This is a genomic window from Burkholderia sp. MSMB1589WGS, from assembly GCF_001636105.1.
Classification (GTDB): domain Bacteria; phylum Pseudomonadota; class Gammaproteobacteria; order Burkholderiales; family Burkholderiaceae; genus Burkholderia; species Burkholderia humptydooensis.
Genome location: NZ_LNJT01000007.1, coordinates 1,399,132 through 1,413,239, shown reverse-complemented (window position 1 = coordinate 1,413,239; position 14,108 = coordinate 1,399,132). Strand labels below are relative to the sequence as shown.

The 14,108-nt window shown below is 67.7% G+C and carries 13 protein-coding genes; 6 read left to right on the top strand and 7 right to left on the bottom strand.

The window, feature by feature from the left end; translation table 11 throughout:
• The first annotated feature begins 79 nt into the window (after window positions 1-79).
• The 3 genes from WT16_RS14450 to WT16_RS14440 all read left to right on the top strand — a co-directional run bounded on the left by WT16_RS14450 (window position 80) and on the right by WT16_RS14440 (window position 3,721).
• A complete protein-coding gene (locus WT16_RS14450) occupies window positions 80-2,383 on the top strand; it encodes an NADP-dependent malic enzyme (RefSeq protein WP_015602136.1) in 2,304 nt (767 codons plus the stop codon).
• Window positions 2,384-2,709: 326 nt separating this feature from the next.
• On the top strand, window positions 2,710-3,141 hold the full coding sequence (locus tag WT16_RS14445; protein ID WP_063533579.1) for a ribonuclease: 432 nt from the start codon (window positions 2,710-2,712) through the stop codon (window positions 3,139-3,141).
• 16 nt (window positions 3,142-3,157) lie between these two features.
• Complete coding sequence (locus WT16_RS14440; protein WP_009889020.1) at window positions 3,158-3,721, top strand: barstar family protein; 564 nt, start codon at window positions 3,158-3,160, stop codon at window positions 3,719-3,721.
• A gap of 220 nt (window positions 3,722-3,941) precedes the next feature.
• Here WT16_RS14440 and WT16_RS14435 read toward each other — a convergent pair whose 3' ends face one another.
• Genes WT16_RS14435 through speE form a run of 3 tightly spaced genes read right to left on the bottom strand, consistent with a single transcriptional unit; the run spans window position 3,942 to window position 6,019 of the window.
• The gene (locus tag WT16_RS14435) at window positions 3,942-4,709 is read right to left on the bottom strand and encodes a 16S rRNA (uracil(1498)-N(3))-methyltransferase (RefSeq protein ID WP_063533578.1); all 768 of its coding nucleotides are present in this window, start codon (window positions 4,707-4,709) and stop codon (window positions 3,942-3,944) included.
• On the bottom strand, window positions 4,706-5,122 hold the full coding sequence (locus WT16_RS14430; RefSeq protein ID WP_015600515.1) for a VOC family protein: 417 nt from the start codon (window positions 5,120-5,122) through the stop codon (window positions 4,706-4,708). The genes WT16_RS14435 and WT16_RS14430 overlap by 4 nt, the downstream gene beginning before the upstream one ends.
• Window positions 5,123-5,161: 39 nt before the next feature.
• Window positions 5,162-6,019 carry a polyamine aminopropyltransferase gene (gene speE / locus WT16_RS14425; RefSeq protein ID WP_015601937.1) on the bottom strand — a complete coding sequence of 286 codons (858 nt, stop codon included), beginning with the start codon at window positions 6,017-6,019 and terminating at the stop codon, window positions 5,162-5,164.
• Between the two features lie 219 nt (window positions 6,020-6,238).
• Between speE and tkt the strand changes: the two genes are divergently transcribed.
• Window positions 6,239-8,311: a transketolase gene (gene tkt / locus WT16_RS14420; protein WP_041861581.1), complete on the top strand. Its 2,073-nt coding sequence runs from the start codon at window positions 6,239-6,241 to the stop codon at window positions 8,309-8,311.
• A 90-nt stretch (window positions 8,312-8,401) separates the two neighbouring features.
• On the top strand, window positions 8,402-9,412 hold the full coding sequence (gene gap, locus WT16_RS14415) for a type I glyceraldehyde-3-phosphate dehydrogenase (RefSeq protein WP_063533577.1): 1,011 nt from the start codon (window positions 8,402-8,404) through the stop codon (window positions 9,410-9,412).
• Window positions 9,413-9,518: 106 nt separating this feature from the next.
• Here the strand turns inward: gap and WT16_RS14410 are convergent, their stop codons facing one another.
• From WT16_RS14410 to WT16_RS14400, 3 genes are all read right to left on the bottom strand, one after another.
• Complete coding sequence (locus tag WT16_RS14410) at window positions 9,519-10,721, bottom strand: MFS transporter (protein ID WP_063533576.1); 1,203 nt, start codon at window positions 10,719-10,721, stop codon at window positions 9,519-9,521.
• A gap of 168 nt (window positions 10,722-10,889) precedes the next feature.
• Window positions 10,890-11,360 (bottom strand): cyanase, encoded by a 471-nt coding sequence (gene cynS, locus WT16_RS14405; protein ID WP_015601287.1) that lies wholly within the window; start codon window positions 11,358-11,360, stop codon window positions 10,890-10,892.
• 78 nt (window positions 11,361-11,438) lie between these two features.
• A complete protein-coding gene (locus WT16_RS14400; protein WP_059931146.1) occupies window positions 11,439-12,074 on the bottom strand; it encodes a carbonic anhydrase in 636 nt (211 codons plus the stop codon).
• Between the two features lie 116 nt (window positions 12,075-12,190).
• Between WT16_RS14400 and cynR the strand changes: the two genes are divergently transcribed.
• Window positions 12,191-13,132 (top strand): transcriptional regulator CynR, encoded by a 942-nt coding sequence (gene cynR / locus WT16_RS14395; RefSeq protein ID WP_015601230.1) that lies wholly within the window; start codon window positions 12,191-12,193, stop codon window positions 13,130-13,132.
• Between the two features lie 69 nt (window positions 13,133-13,201).
• Here the strand turns inward: cynR and WT16_RS14390 are convergent, their stop codons facing one another.
• Entirely contained in the window at window positions 13,202-13,894 is a 693-nt protein-coding gene (locus WT16_RS14390; protein WP_015601801.1) for an FCD domain-containing protein, read from the bottom strand.
• Window positions 13,895-14,108 lie beyond the last annotated feature (214 nt).

Here is a 14,108-nt window from a genome sequence, read left to right as displayed (position 1 = left end):
AATCGACAATTTTACGTGTGGGATTGGCGCTACAATGCGCCGAACAGGTATTCTAATCCGCAGCCCCCCGTAGAGACACATGTCCACCTCGTCCTCCTCCTCGAAAGAAAAACTCCGCGAAGCCGCTCTCGATTACCACGAATTCCCGACACCGGGCAAAATCGCGATCGCATCGACCAAGCAGATGATCAACCAGCGCGATCTCGCGCTCGCCTATTCGCCGGGCGTCGCGTTCGCGTGCGAGGAGATCGTCGAGAACCCGCTGAACGCCGCGCGCTTCACCGCGCGCAGCAACCTCGTCGGCGTCGTGACGAACGGCACCGCGGTGCTCGGCCTCGGCAACATCGGTCCGCTCGCGTCGAAGCCGGTGATGGAGGGCAAGGCGGTCCTCTTCAAGAAGTTCGCCGGGATCGACGTGTTCGACATCGAGCTCAACGAGTCCGATCCGCACAAGCTCGTCGACGTGATCGCCGCGCTCGAACCGACGTTCGGCGGGATCAACCTCGAGGACATCAAGGCGCCGGACTGCTTCATCGTCGAGCGCGAAGCGCGCAAGCGGATGAAGATCCCGGTGTTCCACGACGACCAGCACGGCACCGCGATCGTCGTCGCGGCGGCGGTCACGAACGGGCTGAAGGTCGTCGGCAAGAGCATCAAGGAAGTGAAGCTCGTCGCGTCGGGCGCGGGCGCCGCGGCGCTCGCGTGCCTCGATTTGCTCGTCGACCTCGGCCTGCCGCTCGAGAACATCACGGTGACGGACCTGGCGGGCGTCGTCTACAAGGGCCGCACCGAGCTGATGGACCCGGACAAGGAGCGTTTCGCGCGCGAAACCGGTGCGCGCACGCTGTCCGAAGTGATCGGCGGCGCGGACATCTTCCTCGGCCTGTCGGCGGCCGGCGTGCTGAAGGCCGACATGGTGAAGACGATGGCCGAGCGCCCGCTGATTCTCGCGCTTGCGAATCCGACCCCGGAAATCCTGCCGGAAGTCGCGCTCGAGGCGCGCCCGGACGCCGTGCTCGCCACGGGCCGCACCGACTACCCGAACCAGGTCAACAACGTCCTGTGCTTTCCGTTCATCTTCCGCGGCGCGCTCGACGTCGGCGCGACGACGATCACCCGCGAGATGGAGATCGCCGCCGTCAATGCGATCGCCAAGCTCGCGCAGCAGGAGCAGAGCGACATCGTCGCGACCGCATACGGGATTCAGGATCTGTCGTTCGGTCCCGAATATCTGATTCCGAAGCCGTTCGATCCGCGCCTCATCGTGAAGATCGCGCCCGCGGTCGCGCAGGCGGCGATGGACGGCGGCGTCGCGACCCGTCCGATCGAGGACATGGAGGCGTACAAGGTCCACCTGCAGCAGTTCGTCTACCACAGCGGCACGACGATGAAGCCGGTGTTCCAGATCGCGCGCGGCGCGCCCGCCGAGAAGAAGCGGGTCGTGTTCGCGGAGGGCGAGGAGGAGCGGGTGCTGCGCGCGGTGCAGATCGTCGTCGACGAGAAGCTCGCGAAGCCGATCCTGATCGGCCGCCCGGGCGTGATCGAGCACCGGATCCAGCGCTACGGCCTGCGTCTCACGCCGGGCGTCGATTTCACGATCGTCAACACCGAGCACGACGAGCGCTACCGCGATTTCTGGCAGACCTACTTCAAGATGATGGCCCGCAAGGGAATCAGCGAGCAGCTCGCGCGCGTGGAGATGCGCCGCCGCACGACGCTGATCGGCTCGATGCTCGTCAAGAAGGGCGAAGCGGACGGAATGATCTGCGGCACGATCAGCACGACGCACCGCCACCTGCATTTCATCGATCAGGTGATCGGCAAGCGCGCCGGCTGCAGCGTGTACGGCGCGATGAATGCGCTCGTGCTGCCCGGCCGCCAGATCTTCCTCGTCGATACGCACGTGAACGTCGATCCGACCCCGGAGCAACTTGCCGAGATCACGATCATGGCGGCGGAGGAAGTGCGCCGCTTCGGCATCGAGCCGAAGGTCGCGCTGCTGTCGCACTCGAACTTCGGCACGAGCAACGCGCCTTCCGCGCAGAAGATGCGCGATACGCTTGCGATCCTGCACGAACGCGCGCCGGAACTGCACGTCGACGGCGAGATGCACGGCGACGTCGCGCTCGACGCGGCGCTGCGCAAGGAGATCCTGCCCGAATCGACGCTCGAGGGCGAAGCCAACCTGCTCGTGCTGCCGAACATCGACGCGGCGAACATCGCGTACAACCTGCTGAAGACGGCGGCCGGCAACAACATCGCGATCGGGCCGATCCTGCTCGGCGCCGCGCAGCCCGTGCACGTGCTGACCGAATCGGCAACCGTGCGCCGGATCGTCAACATGACGGCGCTGCTGGTTGCCGACGTGAACGCGGTGCGTTGAGCGAAATTGCCCGACGATAAAAAAAGGCGCGCCCATCGCGGGCGCGCCGTCGAGCATGGCGGAGAAAGCGCCTTCCCGAAGCCGACGACGCCACCCTTGGGCCGCAAGAGGCGGCGAGGAGGCAGATACCCGCCGCAGTTGACGTCGTCACGGCAATCTTAACCCATGTAAGCCATTTTTAGCTTAAAAAAGATAAAAATAGCGTCGATGGGCGCTGTTTTATCCTTTCATTTACCTAACGAGCATTGATTCCCGCGTGCATTAGCGCTACGCTTACGCCTTTCTTGGTCGTCAACTTATTGATTTAACAGCGGGAACCCTTGTTTATGGCACGCAAGTGGCTCCGCAACGGCGCGCTCGCGTCCGTCTTCGCGATCGTCGCGATAGGCAACATCGGCGCTTCGCCGGGCAGTCTGGTTTCCGCCGCATACGCACGGGAAGCCGCCGCGGCAAACGGGGCGGCGGCGCAGGTCGACACGCTCCCCGCATCCCGATTGCCGCGCGAGGCAGCGAGCACGCTGAGCCTGATCGCCGCGGGCGGCCCCTATCCGTACGAGAAAGACGGCGCGGTATTCGGCAACTACGAACGGATCTTGCCGAAGATGCGGCGCGGCTATTACCACGAGTACACGGTGCCGACGCCGAGGGCCCGCAACCGCGGCGCGCGGCGCATCGTCTGTGGCGGTCCCTTGAGGCGCGTCGACAATTGTTATTACACCGACGACCACTACAACAGTTTCAAACGTATCGTTGATTGACTTCGGGATGAGCGGCATGAGCGACAACACCTACGCGCGCGATACATCGGCTGCGGCGGATCTGTTCGCGGCCGGCGACGGCAACCTGTTCCAGCGCGTCATGCAGATGCGCATGACGGCGCACGCCGGCGGAGCGCCCGACGGCGCGGCCAGCCCCGGGCTTTCATCCATCGAGGAGCCTATGAGCCTTTTTGCGACCGTGCGACCGAATCTCGTGCAGTCGATCCGTGCATTCCGCGTGCAGGATCTTGCCGACGAAGCGAATCAGCTCGGCCAGCATTTCCTGTATGCGTACTGCGGGAATGCCCAATCGAAGCAGGAAGTGCTGGAGACGATCGCGACGTCGTTCCTGTTTCCCAAGCACTTCGGCAAGAACTACGACGCGCTGTACGATTGCCTGACGGATCTCGTCCACAAGGCGGGCGCCCAGCCCGGCTTCGTGATCGTGCTCGAGGCGCTCCCGATCGCGCACAAGTTCGACAAGGAAGGGCGCGAGACGCTGCTCGACGTGTTCCGCGAAGCGGCGGAATTCTGGGCCGAGCGCAAGGTCGCGTTCCGCGTCTTCTACTCGTTCGCGTAATTCCGGGCCGCTCGGCCCGTCGAAAGCCCGCCTTCGCGCGGGTTTTTTGCGTCTGCGGCCCGCCGCGGCAAGCGGGTGGCCGAAGCGCGCGTTCACCCGGCAACAGTCTTTCATCACGCGTTATTTTTCGGGAAAATCGCGGTTTGGGTTTGGCCCCGTCATCGCGGCCGTCGCGCCGCCGCCCGCGGCCGGCTGACGCGCGCCTGACGGTCGCGGCGCGTCACCATCCGCCCCAGCGCGCGGCAAGCGCGGCGAGCACGGCCGCACCCGCCGTCTCGGTGCGCAGCACGCGCGGGCCGAGCGACAGCGCGGCGAAGCCCCGCGCGCGCGCGGCCCGCTCCTCGTCGGGCGACAGCCCGCCTTCCGGGCCGATCAGCAACGTGACGTCGCCGGCGGGCGGCGCGTCGGGCAGCAATGCGAACGGCACGCTCGCGCGCGGCGACAGCAGCAGGCGCAGCTCGCCTTCGGCCGGCGCGGCGGGCAGCGCGTCGAGCCACGCGTCGAAGCCGCGCACCGGCGCGACATCCGGCACGCGATTGCGGCCACACTGCTCGCACGACGCGCGCACGACGCCTCGCCAGTGCGACACGCGCTTGTCCGCGCGCTCGCCCGACAGCTTGACGACGCCGCGCGCGGTCGACAGCGGCGCAACCGCCGCGACGCCGAGCTCGACCGCCTTTTCGATCACCCAGTCCATCTTGTCGCCGCCGGCGATGCCCTGCGCGAGCGTCACGCGGTACGGTGGCTCCGCTTCCACGGGTTCGAACGCGTCGATCCGGGCGAGCGCGCCGCGCCTGTCGATCTCGACGATCCGCGCGCGGTACTGGCCGCCCGTGCCGTCGAACAGCGCGAGCAAGTCGCCAGGCTGCAGCCGCAGCACCTGCGCGTGACGCGCGACGTCGACCGGCAGCGGGAGCGTGGCGTCGGTTCGCAACGCCGCGTCGACGAAAAAGCGCGGCACCGCCGCGGTCGTGGCGGCGCCGCTCATGCGGCGATGCGCCGCGCGAGCGCCCAGCGGTAGCCGTCGAGATCCTCGATCTGCGCGAAACGATCGCCCCAGAACTGGTCCTGCGGCGCGGTCAGCGATTTCGCGCCCGCGTCGAGCGCGCGGCGGTAGGTCGCATCGACGTCGTCGACGTACAGATAGAACGACTGCGGCGCGACGGCGCCCGCGCGCCGCGGCGTGCGCGCCGTCGAGCCGAACGCGCCCTCGGGCGCGAACATCACGATCAACTGGCCGCGGTACGACATCTCGACGTGCATGATCGCGCCGTCTTCGTCGATCAAATCGCGCTTCTCGAAGCCGAACGCGTCGCTAAAGAACTGAATCGACGCCTGCGCGCTGCGCACCGTCAGATAAGGGGTCAACCAGGGCACGTCGGCCGGCCGTGGGTCGGTCATGCGGGTTCTCCTGCGGGAAAGGCGGATGCTTCGCCGAACTTAGCGATGCACGCCGAGAGTATCGCGCAGCGCGTGCGGCAGCGTGAAGAGTGCGGGATGCAGCTTCGCGTCGTAGAAGCGCAAGCCTTCGATGCGCCGCTCGGCGAGCCGCGCCTCGACGTCGTGCGCGAACAGCGATGCCGCGTCGAGCGCGTCGCTCGCGATCGCCATCAACCACGGCGAGCCATACAGCGGCACGTGCGCGCAAAGCGGCGCGACCACCGCGAAGCTCGCGCGCAGCCCGGCGAGCAGCGCGGCGATGCGCGCTTCGTGAAAGAGCGGCGAGCCGAGATGCAGCGACACCGCGCCCTGCGGCGTCAGGATGCGCTTCAGGCGCGCGTAGAACTCGGGCGTGTAGAGGCCCGCCGCGGGCGAGTCGGGCGGCGTCAGATCGAATACGACGAGGTCGAAGTGCTCGCACGCGTGGCCGACGTAGCGCGCGGCGTCGCCGATCACGAGCTCGACGCGCGGATCGTCGAGCGCGCCCTGGTGGACGTCGGCGAGATAGCGGCGCGCCATGTCGACGACGGCGGCATCGAGCTCCGCGACGACGATCCGCTCGATGCATGGATGCCTGAGGAGCTGGCGCGCGGCGCCGCCGTCACCGCCGCCCAGGACGAGCGCCTTCCTCGGCGCCGGATGCGCGAGCGCGGCCGGATGCGTCATGCATTCGTGATAGACGAACTCGTCGCCGACCGACGTCATCGGCCGGCCGTCGAGCGTGAAGAGCCGCCCGAGCAGCGCCGTGTCCCAGACCTCGATCTGCTGATGCTCGGATTCGATGCGCGCGAGCCGCCGGGCGTTTGGGAAGCCGTAGGCGACGTCGGGGGTCGGGTGGAAGAGGAGGGTGGTGCTCAAGGCGGCGGGCGCGGGTTGGGCGGGGCGGTTCCGATAGTCCGAATTATAGAGGGTGGGAAGATGGCCGAGAAACCGCATGGACGGGCGGATTCCGACAAGGCTCGCGCGAAGGGCATCTGCTAAAATGACCCGCTTTGCAACCTCGTCCGTCTGCTCGTCCGCTTTGCGTCCTGCCGGCGCCGCACCGCGCGCCGGGAACGGTTGGCCCGCGAGCTTCGGATGCCGCCCGTGCCCCGTTTTCTCGACTCGTTCTCCGGACTCGACATGACGACTTCGTCTCCCGCCTCCACCACCCTGATGGCCAACGCGATCCGCGCGCTCGCGATGGACGCCGTCCAGCAAGCGAACTCCGGCCACCCCGGCATGCCGATGGGCATGGCCGAGATCGGCGTCGCGCTGTGGTCGCGCCACCTGAAGCACAATCCGGCGAACCCGCATTGGGCCGACCGCGACCGCTTCGTGCTGTCGAACGGCCACGGCTCGATGCTGCTGTACTCGCTGCTGCACCTGACGGGCTACGATCTGCCGATCGAAGAGCTGAAGAATTTCCGCCAACTGCATTCGAAAACGCCGGGCCACCCGGAATACGGGATCACGCCGGGCGTCGAGACGACGACGGGCCCGCTCGGCCAGGGCCTAGCGAACGCGGTCGGCATGGCGCTCGGCGAAGCGCTGATGGCCGCCGAGTTCAACCGCGACGGCGCGAAGATCGTCGATCACCACACGTACGTGTTCCTCGGCGACGGCTGCCTGATGGAAGGCATCTCGCACGAGGCCTGTTCGCTCGCCGGCACGCTGAAGCTGAACAAACTGATCGCACTGTATGACGACAACGGCATCTCGATCGACGGCGACGTCGTCAACTGGTTCCACGACGACACGCCGAAGCGCTTCGAGGCGTACGGCTGGAACGTGATTCCGAACGTGCACGGCCATGACGTCGACGCGATCGACGCGGCGATCGCGAAGGCGAAGGGCTCGGACAAGCCGACCCTCATCTGTTGCAAGACGCGCATCGGCAACGGCGCGGCGACCAAGGCGGGCGGCCACGACGTGCACGGCGCGCCGCTCGGCGCAGACGAGATCGCGAAGACGCGCGACGCGCTCGGCTGGAAGTGGGCGCCGTTCGTGATCCCGCAGGAAGTCTACGCGGCGTGGGATGCGAAGGAGGCGGGCAAGCGCAGCGAAGGCGACTGGAACGCGGCGTTCGCGCAATACCGCGCGAAGTATCCGGCCGAGGCGGCCGAGTTCGAGCGCCGGATGGCGGGCAAGCTGCCGGCCGACTGGGCCGCGAAGGCCGCGGCGATCGTCGCGGGCGCGAACGAGCGCGGCGAGACGGTCGCGACCCGCAAGGCGTCGCAGCAGACGATCGAAGGGCTCGCGGCGGTGCTGCCCGAACTGCTCGGCGGCTCGGCCGACCTGACGGGCTCGAACCTCACGAACTGGAAGGCGTCGAAGGCGGTGCGCGCGAATGCGGACGGCCCGGGCGTCCAGTGGGGCAACCATATCAACTACGGCGTGCGCGAATTCGGCATGAGCGCCGCGATCAACGGCCTCGTGCTGCACGGCGGCTACAAGCCGTTCGGCGGCACGTTCCTCACGTTCTCCGACTACAGCCGCAACGCGCTGCGCGTCGCCGCGCTGATGAAGGTGCCGTCGATCTTCGTGTTCACGCACGATTCGATCGGCCTCGGCGAAGACGGCCCGACGCACCAGTCGGTCGAGCATGTCGCGAGCCTGCGCCTGATCCCGAACCTCGATGTCTGGCGTCCGGCGGACACGGTCGAGACGGCCGTCGCGTGGACCCACGCGGTCGCGCACCAGAATCCGTCGTGCCTGATCTTCAGCCGCCAGAACCTCGCGTTCAACGCGCGCACCGACGCGCAGCTCGCGAACGTCGAGAAGGGCGGCTACGTGCTGCGCGACTGGGACGAAGAGATCGTCGCGCGCAAGATCATCCTGATCGCGACGGGCTCGGAGGTCGAGCTCGCGATGAAGGCGGTCGAGCCGCTCGCGCGGCAGGGGATCGCCGCGCGCGTCGTGTCGATGCCGTCCACCGACGTGTTCGACCGCCAGAGCGCCGAGTACCGCGAGCGCGTGCTGCCGCACGGCGTGCGCCGCGTCGCGATCGAAGCGGGCGTCACTGGTTTCTGGCGCAAGTACGTGGGCCTCGAAGGCGGCGTGGTCGGCATCGACACGTTCGGCGAGTCGGCCCCGGCTGGCGTGCTGTTCAAGCATTTCGGCTTCACCGTCGAGCACGTGGTCGAAACGGCGAAGGCGGTGCTCGCGTAACCCAATCGACGCCCGGGCGGCCGTGCCCCGCGCCGGCCGGGCGCGCGTGAAGCTGCACGAAGTATTTTTTCAGCCATCAGGAGATACACCATGACGATTCGCGTTGCAATCAACGGTTACGGCCGCATCGGCCGCAACACGCTGCGCGCTTTCTACGAAAACGGCAAGAAGCACGATCTCGAGATCGTTGCGATCAACGATCTGGGCGACGCGAAGACCAACGCGCACCTGACGCAGTACGACACCGCGCACGGCAAGTTCCCGGGTGAAGTGTCGGTCGACGGCGACTACCTCGTCGTGAACGGCGACAAGATCCGCGTGCTCGCGAACCGCAACCCGGCCGAGCTGCCGTGGGGCGAGCTGGGCGTCGACGTCGTGTTGGAATGCACGGGCTTCTTCACGTCGAAGGAAAAGGCGAGCGCGCACCTCAAGGGCGGCGCGAAGAAGGTGATCATCTCGGCGCCGGGCGGCAAGGACGTCGACGCGACGGTCGTCTACGGCGTGAACCACGACGTGCTGAAGGCCGAGCACACCGTGATCTCGAACGCATCGTGCACGACGAACTGCCTCGCGCCGCTCGTCAAGCCGCTGAACGACAAGATCGGCCTCGAAACCGGCCTGATGACGACGATCCACGCGTACACGAACGACCAGGTGCTGACGGACGTCTACCACGAAGACCTGCGCCGCGCGCGCTCGGCGACGCACAGCCAGATCCCGACGAAGACGGGGGCGGCGGCGGCCGTCGGCCTCGTGCTGCCGGAGCTGAACGGCAAGCTCGACGGCTACGCGATCCGCGTGCCGACCATCAACGTGTCGATCGTCGACCTGTCGTTCATCGCGAAGCGCGACACGACGGTGGCCGAAGTCAACGCGATCATGAAGGAAGCGTCGGAAGGTGCGCTGAAGGGCATCCTCGGCTACAACGACGCGCCGCTCGTGTCGGTCGACTTCAACCACAACCCGGCTTCGTCGACGTTCGACGCGACGCTCACGAAGGTGTCGGGCCGCCTCGTCAAGGTGTCGAGCTGGTACGACAACGAGTGGGGCTTCTCGAACCGCATGCTGGATACGGCGATCGCGCTCGCGAACGCGAAGTGATCCCGCACGCGCGGGCCGCCTCGCGGCGGCCCGCGTCGCGACCGAGCCCGGTCCGGCTGCCTGCCGGCCGGGCTTTTTTGTCGCCGCCCGCTTTTGTCGCCGCCGCTTATGGCGCGGCCTGTCGCCGCGCGCCGACGCGCTGCGACGCGCCCCACAGCGCGACGAGCCCGCCCGACAGGATCGCACCTGCGATGCAGACGCCGCGCCAGCCGTCAAGGCCGAACGCGGCGCCCGCCGCGCCCGAGCCGAGCGCGCCGCCGATGAAATAGCTCGTCAGATAGATCGTCGTGACGCGGCTGCGCGCGTCGCCGGCGAGCGCGTAGATCACGCTCTGGTTCGAGATGTGCAGGCCCTGCACGCCGACGTCGAGCAACAGGATGCCGACGATCAGCGCGGCGAGCGACTGCCCGCCCGCCGCGATCGGCGCGAACGACGCGAGCACCGCCGCGGCGAACAGGCCGGTCGCCGCGTTGCCGTGCCCGCGGTCGACGAGCCTTCCCGCCGAAGCCGCGGCGAGCGCGCCCACCGCGCCGACGATGCCGAACAGGCCGATCCGGCCTTCCGTATAGCCATACGGCGGCTGGCTGAGCAAAAACGTGAGGCCCGTCCACAGCAGGCTGAAACAGGCGAATACGAGCGCGCCATATGCGCAGCGCAGCGCGATCAGCGGCTGCGTGCGCACGAGCGCGGCGAGCGACTTCATCAGCGCCGCGTAGTCGATGCGCGCGTCGCGGCGATCCTTCGGCAGCTTCGCGGCGAGCACGCCCGCCAGCAACAGCACCATCAGCGACGCGATCGCGTAGACGGCGCGCCAGCCGAGCCAGTCGGCGATCGCGCCAGATGCGACGCGCGCGAGCAGAATGCCGAGCAGGAGGCCGCTCATCACGGTGCCGACCGCGCGGCCGCGCGCCGCGTCGCCGGCGAGCGACGCGGCGAACGGCACGAGCAACTGCGTCGAGCACGTGACGAAGCCGACGCACATGTTCGCCGCGATGAAGAAGCCGTAGCTCGTACTCGACGCGACCGCGACGAGCGCGACGATGTTGGCGATCAGCAGCCGCACGATCAGCGTGTGGCGATTGACGACGTCGCCGAGCGGCACGACGATGAGGAGGCTCGCCGCGTAGCCGAGCTGCGTCAGCGTGACGAGATAGCCGAGCTCGGCGGGTTTGCGCCCGAAGCTCGCGGCGATCGCCGCGAGGAGCGGCTGCGAATAGTAGAGGTTGCCGATGACGATGCCGCAGGCGCATGCGAACAGCAGCGTCATCCCGCGCGTCAGCGCGGGCGGGGTGGCGGTGACGGAATTCATGAGGCGCGTGGCGAAGAAGGACGGGGGTGGAAAGAGCGAAGCGACTGAAGCGGCTCGAGCGAACGAAGCGAGCGGCCGCGGGCGATGCGCGCGGCGGGCCGCGCGAAGCCGCCCGCCGGGTCGAGCCGCGTGTCGGGCCGCGTGTCGGGCCGCGTGTCGGTGCGGCGTTCAGAAAGGCTTCGTCGGCAGATATTTGCTGTCGAGCGTGATGACGGCGCGCGAGCCGCCCTCCGGATCGTCGACCTTCCTGATGTCGAGCCTGAAATTGATCGCGCTGACGATGCCGTCGCCGAATTGCTCGTGAATCAGCGCCTTCAGCGTCGAGCCGTACACCTGCACGATTTCGTAGAAGCGGTAGATCGTCGGATCGGTCGGGATGCCGCCGGGGATGCTGCCGCGCACGGGGATCGTCTGCAGCAGGCGCACCGCGTCGTCGTCGAGGTCGAGCTTCGCGGCGACGGCGCGCGCGGCGTCGGCGGGCAGCGGATGCTGGCCGAGCAGCGCGGCCGTCGTGAACGCGACGCTCAGGCCGGTGCCCTCGTTGATCTGCTCGAACGTAAGGTTCTTGCGCGTCTTCGCGTCGACGATGCGCTCGGCGAGCGCCTCGCGTGCGGACTGGCTATGTTGCGATTGGGTCATGCGGACTCCTTGCGGTGAGGGATCGGGGAAGCGAAGGGAAATGGCGGGCGCGATGCGTGACGCGCGAGGCTTCGTGCATCACGCCGCGCGCACGTGCGGATGCTCGGCGAGCGCGACGAAGCGGCCCGTTGTGCTGTCGAGCGCGTCGATCGAGCCGGTTTCGATGTCGTACACCCAGCCGTGCAGCGCGAGGCGCCCTTGCTCGAGCGCGAGCCGCACCGACGGATGCGTATTGAGGTTCGCGAGTTGCGCGACGACGTTTTCTCGCACCATCGAATCGACGCGCGCCTGCTCGCTTGCGTGTTCGCGCGCTTCGTTCACGCATTTCGCGGCGTCCGCGTAGCGCAGCCAGCCGCGCACGGCGGGCAGATGGTCGAGGCACGCGCACGACGCGATCGCGTGCATCGCGCCGCAGTCGGAGTGGCCGCACACGACGATGTCGGCCACTTCGAGCACCGCGACCGCATATTCGACGGACGCCGATACGCCGCCGGGCTGCGGGCCGAACGACGGCACGATGTTGCCCGCGTTGCGAATCACGAACAGGTCGCCGGGCTCGCGCTGCGTGACGAGTTCGGGCACGAGGCGGCTGTCCGAGCACGAGATGAAGAGGGCGCGCGGCTGCTGGCTCGTGGCGAGGCGCTTGAACAACGCCGTGCGCGGCGCAAACGCGTCGCGCTGGAACTTCAGAAACCCTTCGATGATGTCCTGCATCGTGTGCTCCGTGATCGGTGGCAAAAGCCGAGGACCGAAGAATGAGGCAAACGATTCATAGCGTCCAAGACCGGTTTATTATTGTTCGCATAGGCAAAACCAATATCCGGGACGCGATGCTGCTCCGACATATCCGCTATTTTCTCGCCGTCGCCGAACAGGGCAACTTCACGCGCGCGGCCGAGGCGCTGCACGTGTCGCAGCCGACGCTGTCGCAGCAGATCAGGCAGCTTGAGGACGCGCTCGGCGTGCAGTTGTTCGACCGCGCGGCTCGCGCCGTGCGGTTGACCGAATTCGGCGCCGCGTATGCGCGGCACGCGCGGGCCGCGCTGCAGCAGCTCGAGGCCGGGCGTCGCGCGGTGCACGACGTCGAGAATCTGCAGAGCGGCTCGCTGCGGCTCGCGATGACGCCGACCTTCTCCGCGTATCTGATCGGCTGGCTGATCGACGGCTTCAATGCGCGCTATCCGAACCTGAAGCTGACGATCCGCGAGCTGCCGCAGGAACAGATCGAGCCGCTCCTGGCCGACGACGAGCTCGACGTCGGCATCGCGTTCGACGCGACGCAGTCGCCGGAAATCGAAGCGACGCCGCTCTGGGTCGAGACGCTCGCGCTTGTCGTCGGCCGCGACCATCGGCATGCGCGCCGCCGCAAGCCGCTTTCGCCCGGCGAGGCCGCCGACGAGCCGCTGATCCTGTTGAGCCGCGCGTTCGCGACGCGCAGCAAGGTCGACGAGTACTTCCATCGCAACGGGCTCACGCCGCGCGTCGCGATCGAGGTGAACTCGATCAGCGCGATGCTGGAGATGGTGCGCGGCGGACGGATTGCGACGGTGCTGCCGTCGGTGATCGCCGAGCGTCGTGACGATTTGTGCGCGATCCGGCTCGAGCCGTCGCTGCCGCAACGCACGGCGGCGCTGTTGATGCGCAAGGGCGGGTATCGAAGCGCGGCGACGCGGGCGTTCGTCGATCATGTGCTGGCGAGGCGGCACGAAATCGGAAGCCGCGGCGGGGCGGGCGCGACGGCGCGCCGTCGGGCGGCGAGTAGTGGCGAGTAGTGGCGAGGCGCGGGACGGTTCGTGCGGTGCGCGATTTCCGTGCGCTGACGCGATGCCGAGCCCGACGCGTCAGTGCTTCGGCGTCGGAAAGAACACGCCCGCGCGTTGCGCGGCGTTCGAGATGTGCGCTTCGATCGCCGCGCCCGCGGCGGCGGGGTCCTTCGCGATCAGCGCGTCGAGAATCGCGCGATGCTCGCGATACGTCGACAGCACGAGCTCGCGCCGGTAGAACGGCATCCGCTGGCTTTCCTTCATGATGTCCGCGCTGCCGCGCAGGATCGACTCGATCGCCGCGTTGCCGGCGAGACTGACGATCCGTATGTGGAAATCGAAGTCGAGCTGCGACGCGCTGTCGAGCTCGTCGTTCGCGAGCGCCTCCTGCAGCGCGGCGATGTTCTCTTCGAACCACGCGAGATCCTGCTCGCTGACGGCGAGCGCGGCCATTCGCGCGGCGAAGCCTTCGAGCGCATAGCGCATCTGGTAGGTGTCGGGCAGCGACGATTGCTCGGCGAAGCGCCATGCGTGCGCGGCGCTTGCCTGCGCGCTCTCGACATACACGCCCTTGCCGGGACGGATGCGCAGCATGCCGAGCGCCTCGAGCGTCGACAGCGCCTCGCGCAGCGACGCGCGGCTGATCTCCAGTTCTTCGGACAATTGACGTTGCGCGGGCAACAGGCTGCCGACGGGATAGAAGCCGCGCTCGATCCGGTCTCGGATCGTGGCGATGGCGGCGTCGGTGACGGTATGCGGAACGTTCTTCATGCAGTGGATCGATTGCGCGGTCTGACCGGCATTCTAAACCGGCGGCGCCGCCACGCGCCCCGGCTCCGGGAAAGCGATGATCCGGCGCGCGCCACGGCTGCGCAATCGCAGCGGAAAAGCCGGGGTAATCCCTATTTTTGGCGTCCTTGACTCGACTATATCGGCTTTCTACTATCGTCCATAACAATACTGGTCGGACCAGTATGAACAGACG

Coding starts and splice junctions, on each gene's coding strand:
- WT16_RS14450 (WP_015602136.1), top strand. CDS start 80: ATGTCCACCTCGTCCTCCTCCTCGAAAGAAAAACTCCGCGAAGCCGCT.
- WT16_RS14445 (WP_063533579.1), top strand. CDS start 2,710: ATGGCACGCAAGTGGCTCCGCAACGGCGCGCTCGCGTCCGTCTTCGCG.
- WT16_RS14440 (WP_009889020.1), top strand. CDS start 3,158: ATGAGCGACAACACCTACGCGCGCGATACATCGGCTGCGGCGGATCTG.
- WT16_RS14435 (WP_063533578.1), bottom strand. CDS start 4,709: ATGAGCGGCGCCGCCACGACCGCGGCGGTGCCGCGCTTTTTCGTCGAC.
- WT16_RS14430 (WP_015600515.1), bottom strand. CDS start 5,122: ATGACCGACCCACGGCCGGCCGACGTGCCCTGGTTGACCCCTTATCTG.
- tkt (WP_041861581.1), top strand. CDS start 6,239: ATGCCGCCCGTGCCCCGTTTTCTCGACTCGTTCTCCGGACTCGACATG.
- gap (WP_063533577.1), top strand. CDS start 8,402: ATGACGATTCGCGTTGCAATCAACGGTTACGGCCGCATCGGCCGCAAC.
- WT16_RS14410 (WP_063533576.1), bottom strand. CDS start 10,721: ATGAATTCCGTCACCGCCACCCCGCCCGCGCTGACGCGCGGGATGACG.
- cynS (WP_015601287.1), bottom strand. CDS start 11,360: ATGACCCAATCGCAACATAGCCAGTCCGCACGCGAGGCGCTCGCCGAG.
- WT16_RS14400 (WP_059931146.1), bottom strand. CDS start 12,074: ATGCAGGACATCATCGAAGGGTTTCTGAAGTTCCAGCGCGACGCGTTT.
- cynR (WP_015601230.1), top strand. CDS start 12,191: ATGCTGCTCCGACATATCCGCTATTTTCTCGCCGTCGCCGAACAGGGC.
- WT16_RS14390 (WP_015601801.1), bottom strand. CDS start 13,894: ATGAAGAACGTTCCGCATACCGTCACCGACGCCGCCATCGCCACGATC.